The following is a 15,798-nucleotide window of genomic DNA, read 5'->3' as shown; positions in this document are numbered from 1 at the left end:
CGCCACCGGTTCGCCCGCCACCGCAGGCGGTGCGCGTGACCGTATTGCGCTCCACACTCGACCCGAACGGGGCCGCCTTCAGCGAGGCGGCTTCGGCCGCAACCACGAAGCTCGATGAGATCGACGCCGAACTCGCCAACGCGCTGGCGGGCGGCGGGCCCAAGTACGTTGACCGCCACCATGCCCGCGGCAAGCTGACTCCCCGGGAACGCATCGAGTTGCTCGTCGACCCGGATTCCCCTTTTCTGGAGCTCAGCCCCCTGGCCGCCTGGGGCAGCGCGTTCAAGGTCGGCGCCAGCACCGTTACCGGCATCGGGGTGGTGGCGGGGGTCGAGTGCATGATCGTCGCCAACGACCCGACGGTCAAAGGAGGCACCAGCAATCCGTGGACGTTGAAGAAGATCCTGCGGGCCAACCAGATCGCCTTCGAGAACCGGCTTCCCGTCGTCTCGCTGGTGGAATCCGGCGGGGCGGACCTGCCCACCCAGAAGGAGATCTTTATCCCCGGCGGGCGGATGTTTCGCGATCTGACCCGGCTGTCCGCGGCCGGGATTCCCACGATTGCACTGGTATTCGGAAACTCGACGGCTGGTGGCGCCTACGTGCCCGGGATGTCCGATCACGTGGTGATGATCAAGGAGCGGTCCAAGGTGTTCTTGGCCGGTCCCCCGCTGGTGAAGATGGCCACCGGCGAGGAGTCCGACGATGAGTCGCTCGGTGGCGCCGAAATGCACGCCCGCATATCTGGTTTGGCCGATTACTTTGCCGTCGACGAGCTCGACGCGATCCGCATTGGGCGCCGCATCGTGGCTCGGCTGAACTGGGTCAAACAGGGCCCAGCCCCCGCGCCGGTGACCGAGCCGCTCTTCGATGCCGAGGAGCTGATCGGCATCGTGCCCTCGGATCTGCGCGTCCCCTTCGATCCCCGTGAAGTGATCGCCCGCATCGTCGACGGCTCCGAATTCGACGAATTCAAGCCGCTGTACGGGTCGTCGCTGGTCACCGGCTGGGCCCGGCTGCACGGCTACCCGGTGGGCATCCTGGCCAACGCCCGCGGCGTGCTGTTCAGCGAGGAGTCACAGAAGGCCACCCAGTTCATCCAGCTGGCCAACCGCGCCGACACGCCACTGCTGTTCTTGCACAACACCACCGGCTACATGGTGGGCAAGGACTACGAAGAAGGCGGCATGATCAAGCACGGCTCGATGATGATCAACGCCGTGTCCAACTCGAAGGTCCCGCACATCTCCCTGCTACTCGGCGCCTCCTACGGTGCCGGTCACTACGGCATGTGTGGGCGCGCCTATGACCCGCGCTTCCTGTTCGCCTGGCCCAGTGCCAAATCCGCGGTCATGGGCGGTGCGCAGCTCTCGGGCGTCCTGTCGATCGTGGCGCGAGCGGCCGCGGAGGCTCGCGGCCAGCAGGTCGACGAGGCCGCCGACGCCGCGATGCGCGCGGCCGTCGAGGGCCAGATCGAAGCGGAGTCGCTGCCGCTAGTGCTGTCCGGAATGCTTTATGACGATGGGGTGATCGACCCGCGCGACACCCGCACCGTACTGGGAATGTGTTTGTCCGCCATTGCCAATGGCCCGATCAAGGGAACGTCGAACTTCGGCGTCTTCCGGATGTGATGCCGATGTCTATCACTCGAGTGCTAGTTGCCAACCGCGGCGAGATCGCTCGGCGGGTGTTCGCCACCTGCCGCCGGCTCGGCCTGGGCACCGTCGCCGTCTATACCGACCCGGATGCGGCCGCGCCGCATGTCGCCGAGTCCGACGCCCGGGTGCGGCTGGCGCAGACCAACGACTATCTCAACGCCGAGGCCATCATCGCCGCCGCCCGTGCGGCGGGCGCCGACGCGATCCACCCCGGCTACGGATTCCTTTCGGAGAATCCCGAGTTCGCCGCCGCCGTCACCGCGGCGGGCCTGACCTGGATCGGGCCGCCGGTGGACGCGGTGCGCGCGATGGGCTCCAAGATCGAGTCCAAGAAGCTGATGGCCGCCGCCGGTGTGCCGGTGCTCGACGAACTCGACCCCGAGACCGTCACCGCGGCACAGCTGCCGGTGCTCGTCAAGGCTTCAGCCGGCGGCGGTGGTCGCGGCATGCGTGTGGTCCGCGAATTGTCGGCCCTGCCCGCCGAAGTCGAGGCCGCCCGCCGCGAGGCGCAGTCCGCATTCGGTTACCCGACCGTGTTCTGCGAGCGTTACCTACCCACCGGGCACCACATCGAGGTTCAGGTGATGGCCGACACCCACGGCACCGTGTGGGCCGTCGGGGAACGCGAATGCTCCATTCAGCGTCGCCACCAGAAGATCATCGAAGAGGCACCCTCCCCCTTGGTGCAGCGCATCCCGGGGATGCGGGCCAAGCTGTTCGACGCGGCCCGGCTGGCCGCGGAAGCCATCGGCTACACCGGCGCCGGCACCGTGGAGTTCCTCGCCGACGATGCGGGCGAGTTCTACTTCCTGGAGATGAACACCCGACTGCAGGTCGAGCATCCGGTCACCGAGGAGACCACCGGCCTGGATCTGGTTGAACTGCAGCTCGCGGTGGCCGACGGTGGCCGTCTCGAAGCGGAACCTCCGCCCGCCCATGGTCATTCCATCGAGGCCCGCCTCTACGCCGAGGATCCCGCGCAGGGCTGGCAGCCGCAGGCGGGCGCGATGCACACCATCGAGGTGCCGTCGGTCCGAGCCGAATTCGCCACGCTGGGACAGCGCACCGGAATTCGGCTGGATTCCGGGATTGTCGACGGCTCGGTGGTGTCCATCCATTACGACCCCATGCTGGCCAAGGTCATCTCCTACGCCCCCACGCGCCGGCAGTCCGCACTGGTACTCGCCGATGCGCTGGCCCGCGCCCACCTGCATGGGCTGCGCACCAACCGTGAGCTGTTGGTGAACGTGCTGCGGCATCCGGCGTTTCTCGACGGCGCTACTGACACAGCGTTCTTCGACACCCACGGGTTGGCCGAACTGGCCGCGCCGCTGGCCGACGCGGACAACATCCGCTTGTCGGCGATCGCCGCGGCCCTCGCCGACGCCGCCCACAACCGGGCAACCGCGACGGTGTTCGGATCCATTCCCAGCGGCTGGCGCAACGTGGCGTCGGGCTATCAGGTCAAGACCTGCCGCGACGGCGGTGACGTCGAGTACCGCATCGAATACCGATTCACCAGAACGGGACTCCAGATTGTCGGTGACGACTCGGTGCGGCTGGTATCGGCGACACCCAACGAGGTGGTGCTGGCCGGCGAAAACGGGGTGGCCCGACGCTTCACGGTCGCGAGCTACGGCCAGGACGTCTTCGTCGATTCCCCCAGCGGCCCGGTGCACCTGGTTGCGCTGCCCCGCTTCCCGGAGCCGGGTTCGGCCGTCGAACAAGGATCGCTGGTGGCACCCATGCCGGGCAACGTCATCCGGTTGGGCGCCGATGTTGGCGATACCGTCACCGCCGGTCAGCCACTGATCTGGTTGGAAGCGATGAAGATGGAGCACACCATCAGCGCCCCGACCGATGGCGTACTTACCCAGCTCAACGTCCAAATCGGCCAACAAGTCGACGTCGGCGCCGTCCTAGCCAGAGTGGAAGCGCCTGAAGCAGAAGGAGATTCGTGATGACCGACACCAGCTTCATCGAGAATGAGGACCGCCGGGCGCTACGCAAGGCGGTATCGGAATGGGCGTCCAACTACGGCCACGAGTACTACCTGAAGAAGGCTCGTGCTCACGAGCACACCACCGAGCTGTGGTCGGAGGCCGGCAAACTCGGCTTCATCGGGGTGAACCTGCCCGAGGAGTACGGCGGCGGCGGCGCCGGCATGTACGAGCTGTCGATGGTGATGGAGGAAATGGCCGCGGCCGGCTCCGCCCTGTTGCTGATGGTGGTCTCGCCGGCCATCAACGGCACCATCATCAGCAAGTTCGGCACCGACGAGCAGAAGCAGCGCTGGCTTCCCGGCATCGCGGACGGGACCCTGACGATGGCCTTCGCCATCACCGAGCCCGAAGCCGGATCCAACTCGCACAAGATCACCACCACCGCCCGCCGTGACGGCAGCGACTGGATCATCAAGGGGCAGAAGGTCTACATCTCCGGTATTGACCAAGCCCAGGCGGTGCTGGTGGTGGGACGCACCGAGGAAGCCAAGACCGGGAAGCTGCGTCCGGCGCTGTTCGTGGTCCCCACCGACACCCCCGGCTTCACCTACACGGCGATCGACATGGAACTGGTCAGCCCCGAACGGCAGTTCCAGGTTTTCCTCGATGATGTGCGGCTGCCCGCCGACGCGCTGGTCGGAGCCCAGGACGCGACCATCGCCCAGCTTTTCGCCGGGCTGAATCCCGAGCGCATCATGGGTGCGGCCAGCGCGGTCGGCATGGGACGGTTCGCACTGAACCGGGCCGTCGACTACGTCAAGACGCGCCAGGTGTGGTCCACCCCGATCGGCGCCCACCAGGGGTTGGCGCATCCCTTGGCGCAATGCCACATCGAAGTCGAGCTCGCCAAGCTGATGATGCAAAAGGCCGCGACGCTGTATGACCACGGCGATGACGGCGGAGCGGCCGAGGCCGCCAACATGGCCAAGTACGCGGCGGCGGAGGCGTCGGCCCGCTCGGTCGATCAGGCCGTGCAGTCGATGGGCGGCAACGGGCTGACCCAGGAGTACGGCGTCGCGGCCATGCTGACCTCGTCGCGCTTGGCCCGGATTGCCCCGATCAGCCGTGAAATGGTGCTCAACTTCGTCGCGCAGACGTCGCTGGGCCTGCCCCGAAGCTACTGAAGCCCCACCGATGGCTGATCGTCTCGTCGAGTACGTGCGTGACGGCGTGGTTGCCCGTCTGACGCTGAACTCCCCGCACAACCGCAACGCCCTGTCCACCACCCTGGTCACCCAGCTGCATGAGGGGCTGCGGGATGCCGCAGCCGATCCGGGCGTTCGGGTCGTCGTGCTCGGGCACACCGGCGGCACCTTCTGCGCAGGCGCGGATTTGAGCGAGGCCGGCTCCGGCGACCCCTATGACCTGGCTGTCGCGCGGGCCCGGGAAATGACCACGGTGCTGCGCGCCATTGTGGAGTCGCCACGACCGGTGATCGGCGCCATCAACGGGCACGTGCGCGCCGGAGGCTTCGGCCTGGTCGGTGCCTGCGACATCGTGGTCGCCGGCCCGGCGTGCACCTTTGCGCTGACCGAAGCCCGGATCGGGGTCGCCCCGGCAATCATCTCGCTGACATTGCTGCCGAAGCTGTCGGCGCGGGCGGCCGCCCGCTACTACCTGACCGGAGCGAAGTTCGGCGCCGACGAGGCGGCGGAGATGGGTTTGGTCACCATCGCCGCCGACGACATGGAGGCCGCGGTGGCCGCGCTGATCGCCGATGTCGGGCGCGGTTCGCCGCAGGGCCTTGCGGCGTCGAAGGCACTGACCACCGCGGCCGTCCTGGCCGGTTTCGACCGTGATGCGGAACGCCTCACCGAGGAATCGGCGCGGCTGTTCGTCTCGGAGGAAGCCCGCGAAGGCATGCTCGCGTTCTTGCAGAAACGCCAACCCAGCTGGGCCTCCGACTGAACCTCCGGCAGCCGAAGCCGCCGGACAGGCTGCCGCCCCGGGCCCGGGGCTGGTGACGCACAGCGATCGAACATACATTGACCAAACTCCATGTATGCTCGCTCGAATCTCGATAGCCGGAACCCACCGCGACCGACTCGAGCTGGCCCGCGCTGAGCTCAAACCAGCTTTAGCGGCAGCGGCGGCAACGGTGGAGCCGGCGGCACCGGCGCATCCGCCGGAACCGGTGGTACCCCGGGCAACGGCGGCCTACTCTTCGGCGCATCCGCCACACTGGGGTAGCCGGCGTGCCCCGCCGTTGCCATCACAAATCACCATCCCCGCGCGGCCCGGTCGCCGGATCTCACGCCCCGTAGAAACGCGCACTTCGCACCGGGTCACCAGAGCCCACCGGCCGCGCGAACGTTGCAGTTTAGCCAACACCTCTTGCAGCAAAATCGCGAAGTCGTAGGCTCGTGGGTGATGAGCAATCCAGCCCGACGTGACGCACAGGACACGCGCGACGATTCGTCGCTCGCTGCGGATACCGATCGGATCCAGATCGCACAGCTGCTGGCATACGCAGCCGAGCAGGGACGACTGCAGCTCAACGAGTATGAAGACCGATTGACCAGGGCCTACGCCGCAACCACGTATCAGGAGCTGGACCAGCTGAGCGCCGATCTGCCCGGCGCCGCGGTAAGTCCGCGCCGCGGCGGCAACTGCAACCCGGCACCTTCGACTCTGCTGCTGGCCTTGCTGAGCGGGTTCGAGCGTCGCGGCCGGTGGAACGTGCCCAAGAAGCTGACCACCTTGACCCTGTGGGGCAGCGGAGTATTGGATCTGCGCTACGCCGACTTCACCTCAACCGAAGTCGAAATTCACGCCTACTCGATCATGGGCGTGCAGACCATCCTGTTGCCGCCCGAGATCAACGTCGAGATCGACGGCCGCGGAATCATGGGCAACTTTGACCGGGAAGTCGCGGGCGAGGGCAGTCGCGGGGCCCCCAACGTCAAGATTCAGGGCTTCTCGTTCTGGGGCGGGGTGGGCATCAAACGCAAACCACGCAAGGCGCGCAAGTAGACCCATCAGTCGGTCAAACGCACGGCCCTAGCGCCTGCGCCGAGACCTCAGGTAGTCGCCGACCAAGGCCGCACCGAGTCCGTCGAGATCGGGTTCGACGACACGTCCCTCGACCCGACGCGCGACTTGATCAATGAACCGGGCCAGGCCCCGGTCACTGCCCAACCGGAAGATGGTGATTTGGGCGCCCAGCCGCGCCATGTCATCGAACCCGCGCACGGTGTGGGCAATGGTGCGCGGATGCGGCGGGTAGTCGAAGAACACCGCAGAACCCGCTCCCTCGCCGGAAAAGTCCTCGAGATGGGCGGTGGGTTCCCCATCGGTCACCACCAAGACGACCGGCTGCGCGTTCGGGTGGCGTCTGAGATGTCGCCCGGCCAGCGCCAGCGCGTGGTGCAGGTTGGTGCCCTGCTCGTAGACGCCCTCCAAACCGGTCAGCTCCGCGGCCGTCACGGTCCGCGCATAGTGGCCGAACGCGATGATCTGCAGCGCATCCGAGCGGAACCGCGTGCACACGAGGTGGTTGAGCGCCAACGCCGTGCGCTTCATCGGCAGCCACCGATTCGCCATCACCATCGAAAACGAGGTGTCCACCAGGAGCGCAACCGCGGCCTGAGTTCGGGTCTCAGTCTCGGAGACTTCGACGTCATCGACGGTGATCCGGATCGGGCCGGCGCCGCCGCCAGGAGGCGCCGTACCGGCCTGGCGCAGCACCGCGTTGGTCAGCGTGCGCGAGATGTGCCACGGTTCGGTGTCACCGAACTGCCAGGGCCGGGTCGCGCCGGTCAGCTCACCGGCCGCCCCCGCGCGCCGGTGATCCCGCTCACCGCGGCGTCCGGAAAGTTGTTGCACCACATCGCGCAATGCGGTCTCACCCAGCCTGCGCATGGCCTTGGGTGACAGCCGCCATTGGCCGTCGGATCCTCGGTCGAAGAAACCCTGATTCACCAAGGCCCGTTCCAGTTCGGCGAGCGTGCGGGCATCGATGGCGGCCTGGTCGCCGAGTTGACGGGCCAGCGCGTCGAGGTCGACGTCATCCATGGTGGCGCCCGGATAAGCCTGCGAGAGCTGCTCGGCCAGCTGCTCGAGTTCGGCGATGTCGGCCAGCGCCTGGGTGCCTTCACCCATGCCGAACGGGTTGTCGCCGGAGAACTGCTGCTGGCCGGTCCAGTCCTCGCCCGGACGCGCCTCCTGCAGATGGGCGTCGAGGCGGTTGAGTGCCTGCATCAGCGAAGGCGATCCGAAAGCCTGCTGCGCCAACGCATCCAGCTCATCACGCTGCTCCTGGGACAGGCTGTTGCGGAACCGCTGCGCGGCGGCGGCCCGCTTGGCCAGCGAGTCCAGCAGCTCCTCGACATTGCTCGGGTTCTCCGGGAAGAACTCGCCGTGCTTGTCCATGAAGTCTTGGAAGTCTTGCCGGGTGTCCTGTCCCCTGGCGTGCTTGTCCAGCAGGTTGTTGAGGTCGTCGAGCATCTCGTTCACGCGCTGGCGATCCTCGTCGGTGGCGCCTTCCAGCGCCTGCTTCATGCCGGCGAAGCGTTGGTCGAGTAGCTCGCGGCCCAGCAGATCCTTGATCTGGTCGTACTTTTCGCGGCCCTCGCCACTGCGCCAGTCGTACTCGGAGAGTTCCTGTACGGCTTTGGCCGGCGACGGCGGCAATGCCTCCAACTGCAATTCGGAGAATCGAGCGTCATCGTCTAGCGCCCGGGCCAATTCTTTGCGCTCGGCCAGCACCGCCTCGTCCAGCAGCTTCTTGATCTCCTGCAGGGTGCCGTCCAAGTTGTTGCGGCGCAGTAGCTCGCGGCGGCGGCGGTTCGCCTCGGACGCCAACCTGTCGGCGCCGGGCATGGACTTGGTGCCGCGCCGCAGCAGCTCGGACAGCGCCCGGCGCGGTGAGGTGCCCGCCATGACGTCCTGACCGATCTGCTCCAGCGCCTCGCGCAGGTCTACCGGCGGAGCCAGCGGATCAGGTCCGCCGGTGTACGCCGAGTACCGCGTCGAGTGCCCCTTCGCCCGGTCAGCCATAAACGGTTTGGCCCTCCCCGGACACTTTGTCGACTCGCTTGGCCAGGTACAGCGCCTCCAGGGCCAGCTCCAGGGCTGCGGCGCGCTCCCCTTCGGATTCGGCGTTGAGTTTGCGTGCGATGATCTCCACCACCGGCAGTCCTGGAACGGCCGCCAGCACATCCTTGGCCGATACCCGCTCACCGGTCGTCACCGCCGAACCTCCCTCGACGGCTGACATCAGTGTGCCGACGTCGATGCCACCCAGCGCCCGGGACGCGGTATCCGCGGTGGCCCGGCGCAATAGGTGTTCGAGCACCGCCTGCTCGCGCCCCTCCTCACCGGACTCAAACTCGAGCTTGCCGCGCAGCACGTCGATCACGGTGCCCAGATCGACCACCCGGGCGACCGGGTCGGTCTCGCCCAGCACCGCCCCGCGGTGGCGGGCGGCGGCCGCCACGGTCTCCGCCGCCGCGATGGCGAAGCGCGCCGACACCCCGGAGCGCTGGTCGACCGAACTGGACTCGCGCAGGTAGCGGGCGAACCGCGCGATCACCTGCAACAGATAATCGGGCACCTGAGCGCTCAGATGCGCCTCCTGCGCGATGACACCCATCTCCGCCTCCAGCTCCAGCGGGTAGTGAGTGCGGATCTCGGCGCCGAACCTGTCTTTGAGCGGGGTGATGATGCGCCCCCGGTTGGTGTAGTCCTCGGGGTTGGCACTGGCGACCACCAACACGTCCAGCGGCAGGCGCAGGGTGTAGCCGCGGACCTGGATGTCGCGCTCCTCCATCACATTGAGCATGGACACTTGGATCCGCTCGGCCAGGTCGGGCAGCTCGTTGACGGCCACGATGCCGCGGTGTGCGCGCGGAATCAGCCCGTAGGCGATGGTTTCGGGGTCTCCGAGACTGCGACCCTCGGCCACCTTGATCGGGTCGATGTCACCGACCAGGTCGGCAACACTGGTGTCGGGGGTGGCCAGTTTTTCGGTGTAACGCTCGCTGCGATGCTTCCATGCCACCGGCAGATCGTCTTTTAGCTGCGCGGCCCGGCGGATCGACTCCGGCGTGATCGGCCGGTAAGGATGCTCGGGAAGTTCGGCACCGGCGATCACCGGTGTCCACTCGTCGAGCAATCCGGTCAGCGCGCGCAGCAGCCGAGTCTTGCCTTGCCCGCGCTCGCCCAGCAGCACAAAGTCGTGGCCCGCGATCAGGGCCCGCTCGAGCTGGGGAATCACGGTGTCGTCGAAGCCCACGATGCCCGGCCAGACGGCCGCGTTATCCGGCCCATCGGCCAGCGCGGTCAACAGATTCTCCCGGATTTCCTGCTTAACCCCCCGCTCGCGATGACCGGAGGCACGCAGCTCGCCGACGGTGCGAGGCAGATTGCTCGGTGAAGTCACCACTCCACGCTACGACGAGTCAGGGACAGGCGCCTGGGAACGGGGCCTAGCCAGGCACAAATGCGCCCACACCGGCCCCCTAATGCGCGAAGTGGCGCGAACCGGTGAGGTACAAGGTGATGCCCGCCTTGGCAGCCGCCGCGGTGACTTCCTCGTCGCGCACCGACCCTCCCGGGTGCACGATCGCCTTGACCCCAGCGGCCGTCAACGTCTCGAGGCCGTCGGGGAACGGGAAGAACGCATCGGAGGCAGCGACGGCGCCGTTGACGCGTTCGCCGCCGCGCTCCACCGCCAACCGTGCGGCATCGACGCGGTTGACTTGGCCCATCCCGATGCCGATGGTGGCGCCGTCGGCCACGATGACGATCGCGTTGGACTTGACCGCACGACAGCTGCGCCAAGCGAAGACCAGGTCGGTCAGCGTCGCCGGATCGGCGGGCGAGCCGGTGGCCAGGGTCCAGTTGGCCGGGTTGTCACCGGCGGCATCGAGCTGGTCACGCTGCTGCATGAGCAGTCCCCCGCTGATCGGACGCAGCTCGGCGCCGCCGTCTTGGGGCTCGGATGCCACCAACACCCGAATGTTCTTCTTCTTCGTCAACTGATCAAGGGCGGCGGGAGCGTAGGCCGGTGCGACGATCACCTCGGTGAAGATGGTGCTGACGTACTCCGCCATCTCTGGGCTGACCTCGGTGTTGCAGGCAATCACGCCGCCGTAGGCACTGAGTGGGTCGCAGGCGTGGGCCTTGCGATGCGCGTCGGCGACCGAAACCTCCGAGATGGCAATGCCGCACGGGTTGGCGTGCTTGATGATTGCCACGCATTTCTGCTCGTGGTCAAAGGCAGCCCGCCAGGCCGCGTCGGCATCGGTGAAGTTGTTGTAGGACATCTCTTTTCCGCGCAGCTGCTCGGCCTGAGCCAATCCCGGCCAAGCGCCGGGGTCGGCGTAGAGCGCGGCCTGCTGATGCGGGTTCTCGCCGTAGCGCAGCATCGCCTGACGCCGCCAATTTCTGCCGAACCAGCGCGGAAAGTCGGTTTCGGGCTGCTCGGGCGCCACCGTGGACTGTATCCAGCTCGCGACCGCGATGTCGTATTCGGCGGTGTGCTGAAAGGCCAGCGAGGCCAGCTTCTTGCGTTCGGCGAAGGTGAATCCGCCGCTACGCACCGCGGCCAGCACGCCGTCGTATCCCTGCGGGTCGGTGACCACGGCCACACTGGGATGGTTCTTGGCCGCCGCCCGCACCATGGAGGGGCCGCCGATGTCGATCTGTTCGACGCATTCGTCGACGCTGGCACCGGATTCCACGGTCTGGCTGAACGGGTACAGGTTGACCACGACCAGCTCGAATGCCTCGACTCCGAGCTCGGCCAGCGCCGCCTCGTGCTCGGGGTTTCGCAGATCGGCCAGCAGGCCGGCATGCACGCGCGGATGCAGCGTCTTGACCCGCCCGTCGAGTACCTCGGGGAATCCCGTCAGCTCCTCCACCCGGGTCACCGGAATCCCTTTGCTGGCAATGGTCTTCGCGGTTGATCCGGTCGAGACGATCTCGACACCGGCCGCGGTCAGCCCCTGCGCCAGGTCAACCAGCCCGGTCTTGTCATACACACTGATCAACGCGCGGCGGATCGGCCGTCTTATGTGGTCGGTGCTCATCCTATGGTCGCCTTTCGTCCAATCATCGCTTTTCGTCCGATCACCGTCACGCCGCCGGTGGCAATCCCGGCCACCACGTCCACCAGAAGCTTGCGCTCCACTACCTTGATCCGTTCGTGCAAGGTTGCTTCGTCGTCGCCGTCGAGCACCGCAATGGCTTGCTGCGCCAGTATCGGTCCCGTGTCCATCCCGGCGTCCACCAGGTGCACCGTACAACCGGTGACCTTCACGCCGTAGGCCAGCGCATCTGCTACCCCATGGGCACCGGGAAACGCCGGCAGGAGTGCCGGATGGGTGTTGAGGATCCGTTGGTGGAATTTCGAAAGGAATTGCGGCCCAAGAATTCTCATGAATCCGGCGGATACCACCAGGTCAGGCGAGTGGGCGGCGGTGGCGGCGGTGATGGCGGCGTTCCAAGCATCGCGGCTGGGGTGATCGGAGACGCGGACGGTGAAGGCGGGCACCGACGCCTGCGCGGCGACCTCAGTGGCCCGGCAATCCCGATCGACCCCAACGGCGACGATTCGCGCCGGGTAGTCGGCCACGGCGGCGTCCAGCAATGAGTTCAGCAATGACCCCGTGCCCGACGCGAGCACCACAAGCCGCGCCGGTGCACTCGGGGGTACCCGGACCGGTTCCTGCACACGGCGAGCCTAGTCGGGCTACCCGGCCGCAGCGGCGGGCGGGCATTCGCTGTCAGGTCAAATGTTCGGGCGGATGGCTGGTGTCAGGCCCGTCCTGCCGGTCTGGCCCATCTGACCCCTCGACCTCGTCGGGTGCGGCAGGGGGGACGTCGGCGTCGTCGCCACCGGGCGCAACGGGTTCGCGCGAAGTCACATCATCCAGCGGGGCGTCCTGATCGAAAAGTGGGACAAAGGGCTCATCAACGGGCTCATGAATGGGCTCGTAAACGTCTGCTTCAGCGGGTGGGACCCGCCGCGGTTTGGGCCGCCTGGGACGCCGTCTGATTCCACCCGCCATCACCAGCGTGGCACCCCCGACCACGGCGAACCAGAAGAACACGCCGACCAGCAGTGCTCCCTCGTCGACGCCAACGGCGCCGAAGTTGCCTAGCTTCCCGCTCCCCCCGTAACCGAGCAGCGCCATCGCCAATGCCCCCAACAGGGCCGCGGCCAACAGTTTGCCCATAGCCGGCAGGGGCGGCAGCGGACGGCGCGCACACTGTTGCCCGACCGCCACTCCGGAGGACGCCCCGATGATCAGCAGGGCTACCCACACCGGCCCCAGCGGCGGGGTGGGAGCCGCTGCCAGGATCGGCACAGCGGGGATGTCGCCGCCAAAGACCGTGAACGCACTGAACGTCGCGAAGCCGATGTGCGCACTGGCCCCGACAGCGATCGCCGCGGCGCCAACGACGACGTTAGGCACATAGAGCACCGACAGCACGGTGAGACTGAACTGGCCGAACGCGGAATCGGTGATGCCGTATAGCTCCTGCATCGTCGCCCAGTGCACGACCAGCGACCCCGCGGTCACCAGGCCGGAGAGCCCGAGCAGTGCCAGCACCCCGGCGGCGGCGGCCCGCAGCGAGTCGCCCAGCCAGTTCGGCAGCGGTGAAACCGCCAGAGCCCGTCTGCCCACCCGCGACCAGACCCCCAGGCCCGCACCGATGGCATGAACCGCCAGCACGCTGACAAACGCACGCAACGCACTGGGCGTCTGCAACTCGGTGATGACCGACGACGCATCGTGGATCACCGCCAGGCAGATCGCCGCGATCAGCAGCGGCCCGCCCAACGCCGATGCGATAACCCACCGAACAACCAGCCACGACGAGTACGGCGAGGTCGCCAGCGCCGTCGTGCGGGCCGTGCCCCACACCATCAACATGGCCGGGAACAGGGGCATTACGCCCAGTTCACGGCCACCGATCGAGATCGGCACCTGGTGCACACCCAGCCACATGCTGGCGATCGCACCCAGCGCGCCCGTCATGTCGCTGTTTGCGATCACCAGCTGAATCAGCGTGACCGCCGCGATGATGACCAGCGCCACCACAGCCGGGGCGAACGCGACCTTGACCAGGTCGCGAGCCTGGCGAGCACCCGCTGCTCGACTGTCCTCCACCCGTGTCAATCTCCGCGCACGTGTCCTACTAGGCGCGAGAGCGCCCGGTTAGACCGGCGCCGACCCGGGTGACGAAGATTGCTGACCCTGGCCGTAATTCTGCTGCGCGCCGCCGGGATTGGCGTAGTTGACCGGAGCCGAACCACCCTGGGATCCCGTCCCGGCACTAACGGACGGCGGCGGGCTGAAGCTGGGGAATCCAGTGGGCGGAGTGGACGGGGTCTGGTGCATCGGCTGGGGGGCCGACTGTGCTTGCGGGGCGCTGAATCCACCGCTGGACGGGTTGGAACCCTGGCTGGAGGTAAAGCCGCCGAACTGCGACCCGTACCCGGACGGCTGCTGCGGCGACTGCTGCGGATTGGGCACGGACTGCTGTGCACCCGGTTGACCGTAGTACCCGCCCGGCTGGCCGCCGTACTGCCCGTACTGGCCATAGGGATCGAATTTCTGCCTCGGCGCCGGCGCCGACACCACGCCGGTCTCCAGCAACAGCGCGCCGACTGCGGCGACAGCCTGAAACACAATGCACACCAGGACAATCCACAGTGCCCAACCGGTCGAAAAGGCGCTCGGCTTGTTGAAGGTCGACGAAATCATCAGGAATACGCCCAGTATCGAGACGACCGCGACGACGGCCCCGTAGCTCTTGACCTTGGGGAGCAGGCTCACTCCGGCAAGCAGCCCGGCCAGCAACGCCATCCCGACGGCCAGCACGGTGTCGCCGGAAGCTTCGCTGCTGCCGCCGCCGAGTTCCGAGCTGATCGTGAACATCGGCCCGAAGCTGGCGAGATATGCGAGAAAACCGAGCACCGCCACCGCAACGTTCAGGTACATCGGGAGCTTGCTCGCCGCGTCGTCGGCTTGAGCGAAAGACGGTGTGGCGCCTCCGTAGGAGCCGCCCGACTGCGCGGGCGGATATCCGGGGCTACCCGGCGTGTAGGTCATGGCTCCTCCTGTTACTTGCGCGCCGTCGCGGCGCCGCTGCTGCATTGCGACGCTTGGTCCCTGCGACGCGATTCGAACAATCACGCTAGCGCACGTTCCGGTGCTCGCGCCGCGGCGACCTGCCCCCGCTCGACCAGCGCCATCACCTCCGTCGATCCCGCCAAGCCGATTGGCGCGGGGGGCGCTTGCCCGGCCGAGGTAGAACACGTTCTAATTCTGTTATGGACTATGGGCTTGTGCTTTTCACCAGCGACCGCGGCATCGCTCCGGCGGCGGCGAGACTCGCTGACGACCACGGCTTTCACACCTTCTATGTGCCTGAGCACACCCATATCCCAATCAAGCGAGAAGCCGCTCATCCAACGACGGGCGATTCCTCGCTTCCCGACGATCGTTATATGCGCACGCTGGACCCCTGGGTGAGTTTGGGCGCGGCATCGGCGGTGACCTCGCGGGTACGGCTGTCGACTGCGGTGGCGCTGCCCGTCGAGCATGACCCGATCACCCTGGCCAAGAGCATTGCCACGCTGGATCATCTGTCCGGCGGACGGGTCAGCCTCGGCGTGGGGTTCGGTTGGAACACCGACGAACTCGCCGACCATGGCGTTCCACCCGGACGGCGCCGCACGATGTTGCGTGAATACCTCGAGGCGATGCGGGCGCTGTGGACGCAGGAGGAAGCCGCCTACGACGGCGAGTTCGTCAAGTTCGGCCCCAGCTGGGCCTGGCCCAAGCCGGTGCAGTCCCACATTCCGGTGCTCGTGGGCGCCGCTGGCACCGAGAAGAACTTCAAATGGATAGCGCGTAGCGCCGATGGCTGGATCACCACACCGCGTGACTTCGACGTCGACGCGCCGGTCAAGTTGTTACAGGACACCTGGGCGGCCGCCGGCCGCGACGGGGCCCCACAGATCGTGGCGCTGGACTTCAAGCCGGTCCCCGAGAAGCTGGCCCGCTGGGCCGAGCTTGGGGTCACCGAGGTGCTGTTCGGACTACCGGATCGCCCCGAGGATGAGATCGCCGCGTACGTAGAACGGCTGGCCGGCAAGCTGGCCGCCATGGTCTAGGCGC

At 67.2% G+C, this 15,798-nt stretch carries 12 protein-coding genes; 6 read left to right on the top strand and 6 right to left on the bottom strand.

Annotation, left to right across the window (positions count from 1 at the left end):
• Positions 1 to 35 precede the first annotated feature (35 nt).
• The 5 genes from SHTP_RS04540 (at position 36) to SHTP_RS04515 (ending at position 6,634) form a co-directional block, all read left to right on the top strand.
• Complete coding sequence (locus SHTP_RS04540) at positions 36 to 1,631, top strand: acyl-CoA carboxylase subunit beta (protein WP_012396083.1); 1,596 nt, start codon at positions 36 to 38, stop codon at positions 1,629 to 1,631.
• A gap of 5 nt (positions 1,632 to 1,636) precedes the next feature.
• Positions 1,637 to 3,619, top strand: a complete 1,983-nt coding sequence (locus SHTP_RS04535) for an acetyl/propionyl/methylcrotonyl-CoA carboxylase subunit alpha (RefSeq protein WP_096372318.1) — start codon at positions 1,637 to 1,639, stop codon at positions 3,617 to 3,619.
• The gene (locus SHTP_RS04530; protein WP_096369905.1) at positions 3,619 to 4,785 is read left to right on the top strand and encodes an acyl-CoA dehydrogenase family protein; all 1,167 of its coding nucleotides are present in this window, start codon (positions 3,619 to 3,621) and stop codon (positions 4,783 to 4,785) included. The genes SHTP_RS04535 and SHTP_RS04530 overlap by 1 nt, the downstream gene beginning before the upstream one ends.
• Positions 4,786 to 4,795: 10 nt before the next feature.
• Complete coding sequence (locus tag SHTP_RS04525) at positions 4,796 to 5,569, top strand: enoyl-CoA hydratase family protein (RefSeq protein WP_096369904.1); 774 nt, start codon at positions 4,796 to 4,798, stop codon at positions 5,567 to 5,569.
• Between the two features lie 462 nt (positions 5,570 to 6,031).
• Complete coding sequence (locus SHTP_RS04515; RefSeq protein ID WP_036426299.1) at positions 6,032 to 6,634, top strand: DUF1707 SHOCT-like domain-containing protein; 603 nt, start codon at positions 6,032 to 6,034, stop codon at positions 6,632 to 6,634.
• A gap of 27 nt (positions 6,635 to 6,661) precedes the next feature.
• Here SHTP_RS04515 and SHTP_RS04510 read toward each other — a convergent pair whose 3' ends face one another.
• The 6 genes from SHTP_RS04510 to SHTP_RS04485 form a co-directional block, all read right to left on the bottom strand.
• A complete protein-coding gene (locus SHTP_RS04510; protein WP_096369903.1) occupies positions 6,662 to 8,659 on the bottom strand; it encodes a vWA domain-containing protein in 1,998 nt (665 codons plus the stop codon).
• Complete coding sequence (locus SHTP_RS04505; RefSeq protein WP_096369902.1) at positions 8,652 to 10,046, bottom strand: sigma 54-interacting transcriptional regulator; 1,395 nt, start codon at positions 10,044 to 10,046, stop codon at positions 8,652 to 8,654. The genes SHTP_RS04510 and SHTP_RS04505 overlap by 8 nt, the downstream gene beginning before the upstream one ends.
• A gap of 76 nt (positions 10,047 to 10,122) precedes the next feature.
• Positions 10,123 to 11,694: a bifunctional phosphoribosylaminoimidazolecarboxamide formyltransferase/IMP cyclohydrolase gene (gene purH / locus SHTP_RS04500; protein ID WP_096369901.1), complete on the bottom strand. Its 1,572-nt coding sequence runs from the start codon at positions 11,692 to 11,694 to the stop codon at positions 10,123 to 10,125.
• On the bottom strand, positions 11,691 to 12,338 hold the full coding sequence (purN, locus tag SHTP_RS04495; RefSeq protein WP_096369900.1) for a phosphoribosylglycinamide formyltransferase: 648 nt from the start codon (positions 12,336 to 12,338) through the stop codon (positions 11,691 to 11,693). Before purN ends, purH begins: the two co-directional genes overlap by 4 nt.
• Positions 12,339 to 12,390: 52 nt before the next feature.
• Positions 12,391 to 13,782 (bottom strand): cell division protein PerM, encoded by a 1,392-nt coding sequence (locus tag SHTP_RS04490; RefSeq protein WP_096369899.1) that lies wholly within the window; start codon positions 13,780 to 13,782, stop codon positions 12,391 to 12,393.
• A 48-nt stretch (positions 13,783 to 13,830) separates the two neighbouring features.
• Positions 13,831 to 14,727, bottom strand: a complete 897-nt coding sequence (locus SHTP_RS04485; RefSeq protein ID WP_096369898.1) for a DUF5336 domain-containing protein — start codon at positions 14,725 to 14,727, stop codon at positions 13,831 to 13,833.
• A 221-nt stretch (positions 14,728 to 14,948) separates the two neighbouring features.
• On the opposite strand from SHTP_RS04485, the gene SHTP_RS04480 reads away from it, so the two are divergent.
• The gene (locus SHTP_RS04480; RefSeq protein WP_096369897.1) at positions 14,949 to 15,794 is read left to right on the top strand and encodes an LLM class F420-dependent oxidoreductase; all 846 of its coding nucleotides are present in this window, start codon (positions 14,949 to 14,951) and stop codon (positions 15,792 to 15,794) included.
• Positions 15,795 to 15,798 lie beyond the last annotated feature (4 nt).

Origin of the sequence: Mycobacterium ulcerans subsp. shinshuense (assembly GCF_002355775.1) — a bacterium.
Lineage (GTDB): Bacteria > Actinomycetota > Actinomycetes > Mycobacteriales > Mycobacteriaceae > Mycobacterium > Mycobacterium marinum.
This window is presented reverse-complemented; position numbering and strand designations above follow the sequence as displayed.

What these genes read in the sequence shown, in the direction of transcription:
- SHTP_RS04485 (WP_096369898.1), bottom strand. Translation starts at nt 14,727, where the DNA reads ATGACCTACACGCCGGGTAGCCCCGGATATCCGCCCGCGCAGTCGGGC.
- SHTP_RS04530 (WP_096369905.1), top strand. Translation starts at nt 3,619, where the DNA reads ATGACCGACACCAGCTTCATCGAGAATGAGGACCGCCGGGCGCTACGC.
- SHTP_RS04510 (WP_096369903.1), bottom strand. Translation starts at nt 8,659, where the DNA reads ATGGCTGACCGGGCGAAGGGGCACTCGACGCGGTACTCGGCGTACACC.
- SHTP_RS04515 (WP_036426299.1), top strand. Translation starts at nt 6,032, where the DNA reads ATGAGCAATCCAGCCCGACGTGACGCACAGGACACGCGCGACGATTCG.
- SHTP_RS04535 (WP_096372318.1), top strand. Translation starts at nt 1,637, where the DNA reads ATGTCTATCACTCGAGTGCTAGTTGCCAACCGCGGCGAGATCGCTCGG.
- purH (WP_096369901.1), bottom strand. Translation starts at nt 11,694, where the DNA reads ATGAGCACCGACCACATAAGACGGCCGATCCGCCGCGCGTTGATCAGT.
- SHTP_RS04480 (WP_096369897.1), top strand. Translation starts at nt 14,949, where the DNA reads ATGGACTATGGGCTTGTGCTTTTCACCAGCGACCGCGGCATCGCTCCG.
- SHTP_RS04525 (WP_096369904.1), top strand. Translation starts at nt 4,796, where the DNA reads ATGGCTGATCGTCTCGTCGAGTACGTGCGTGACGGCGTGGTTGCCCGT.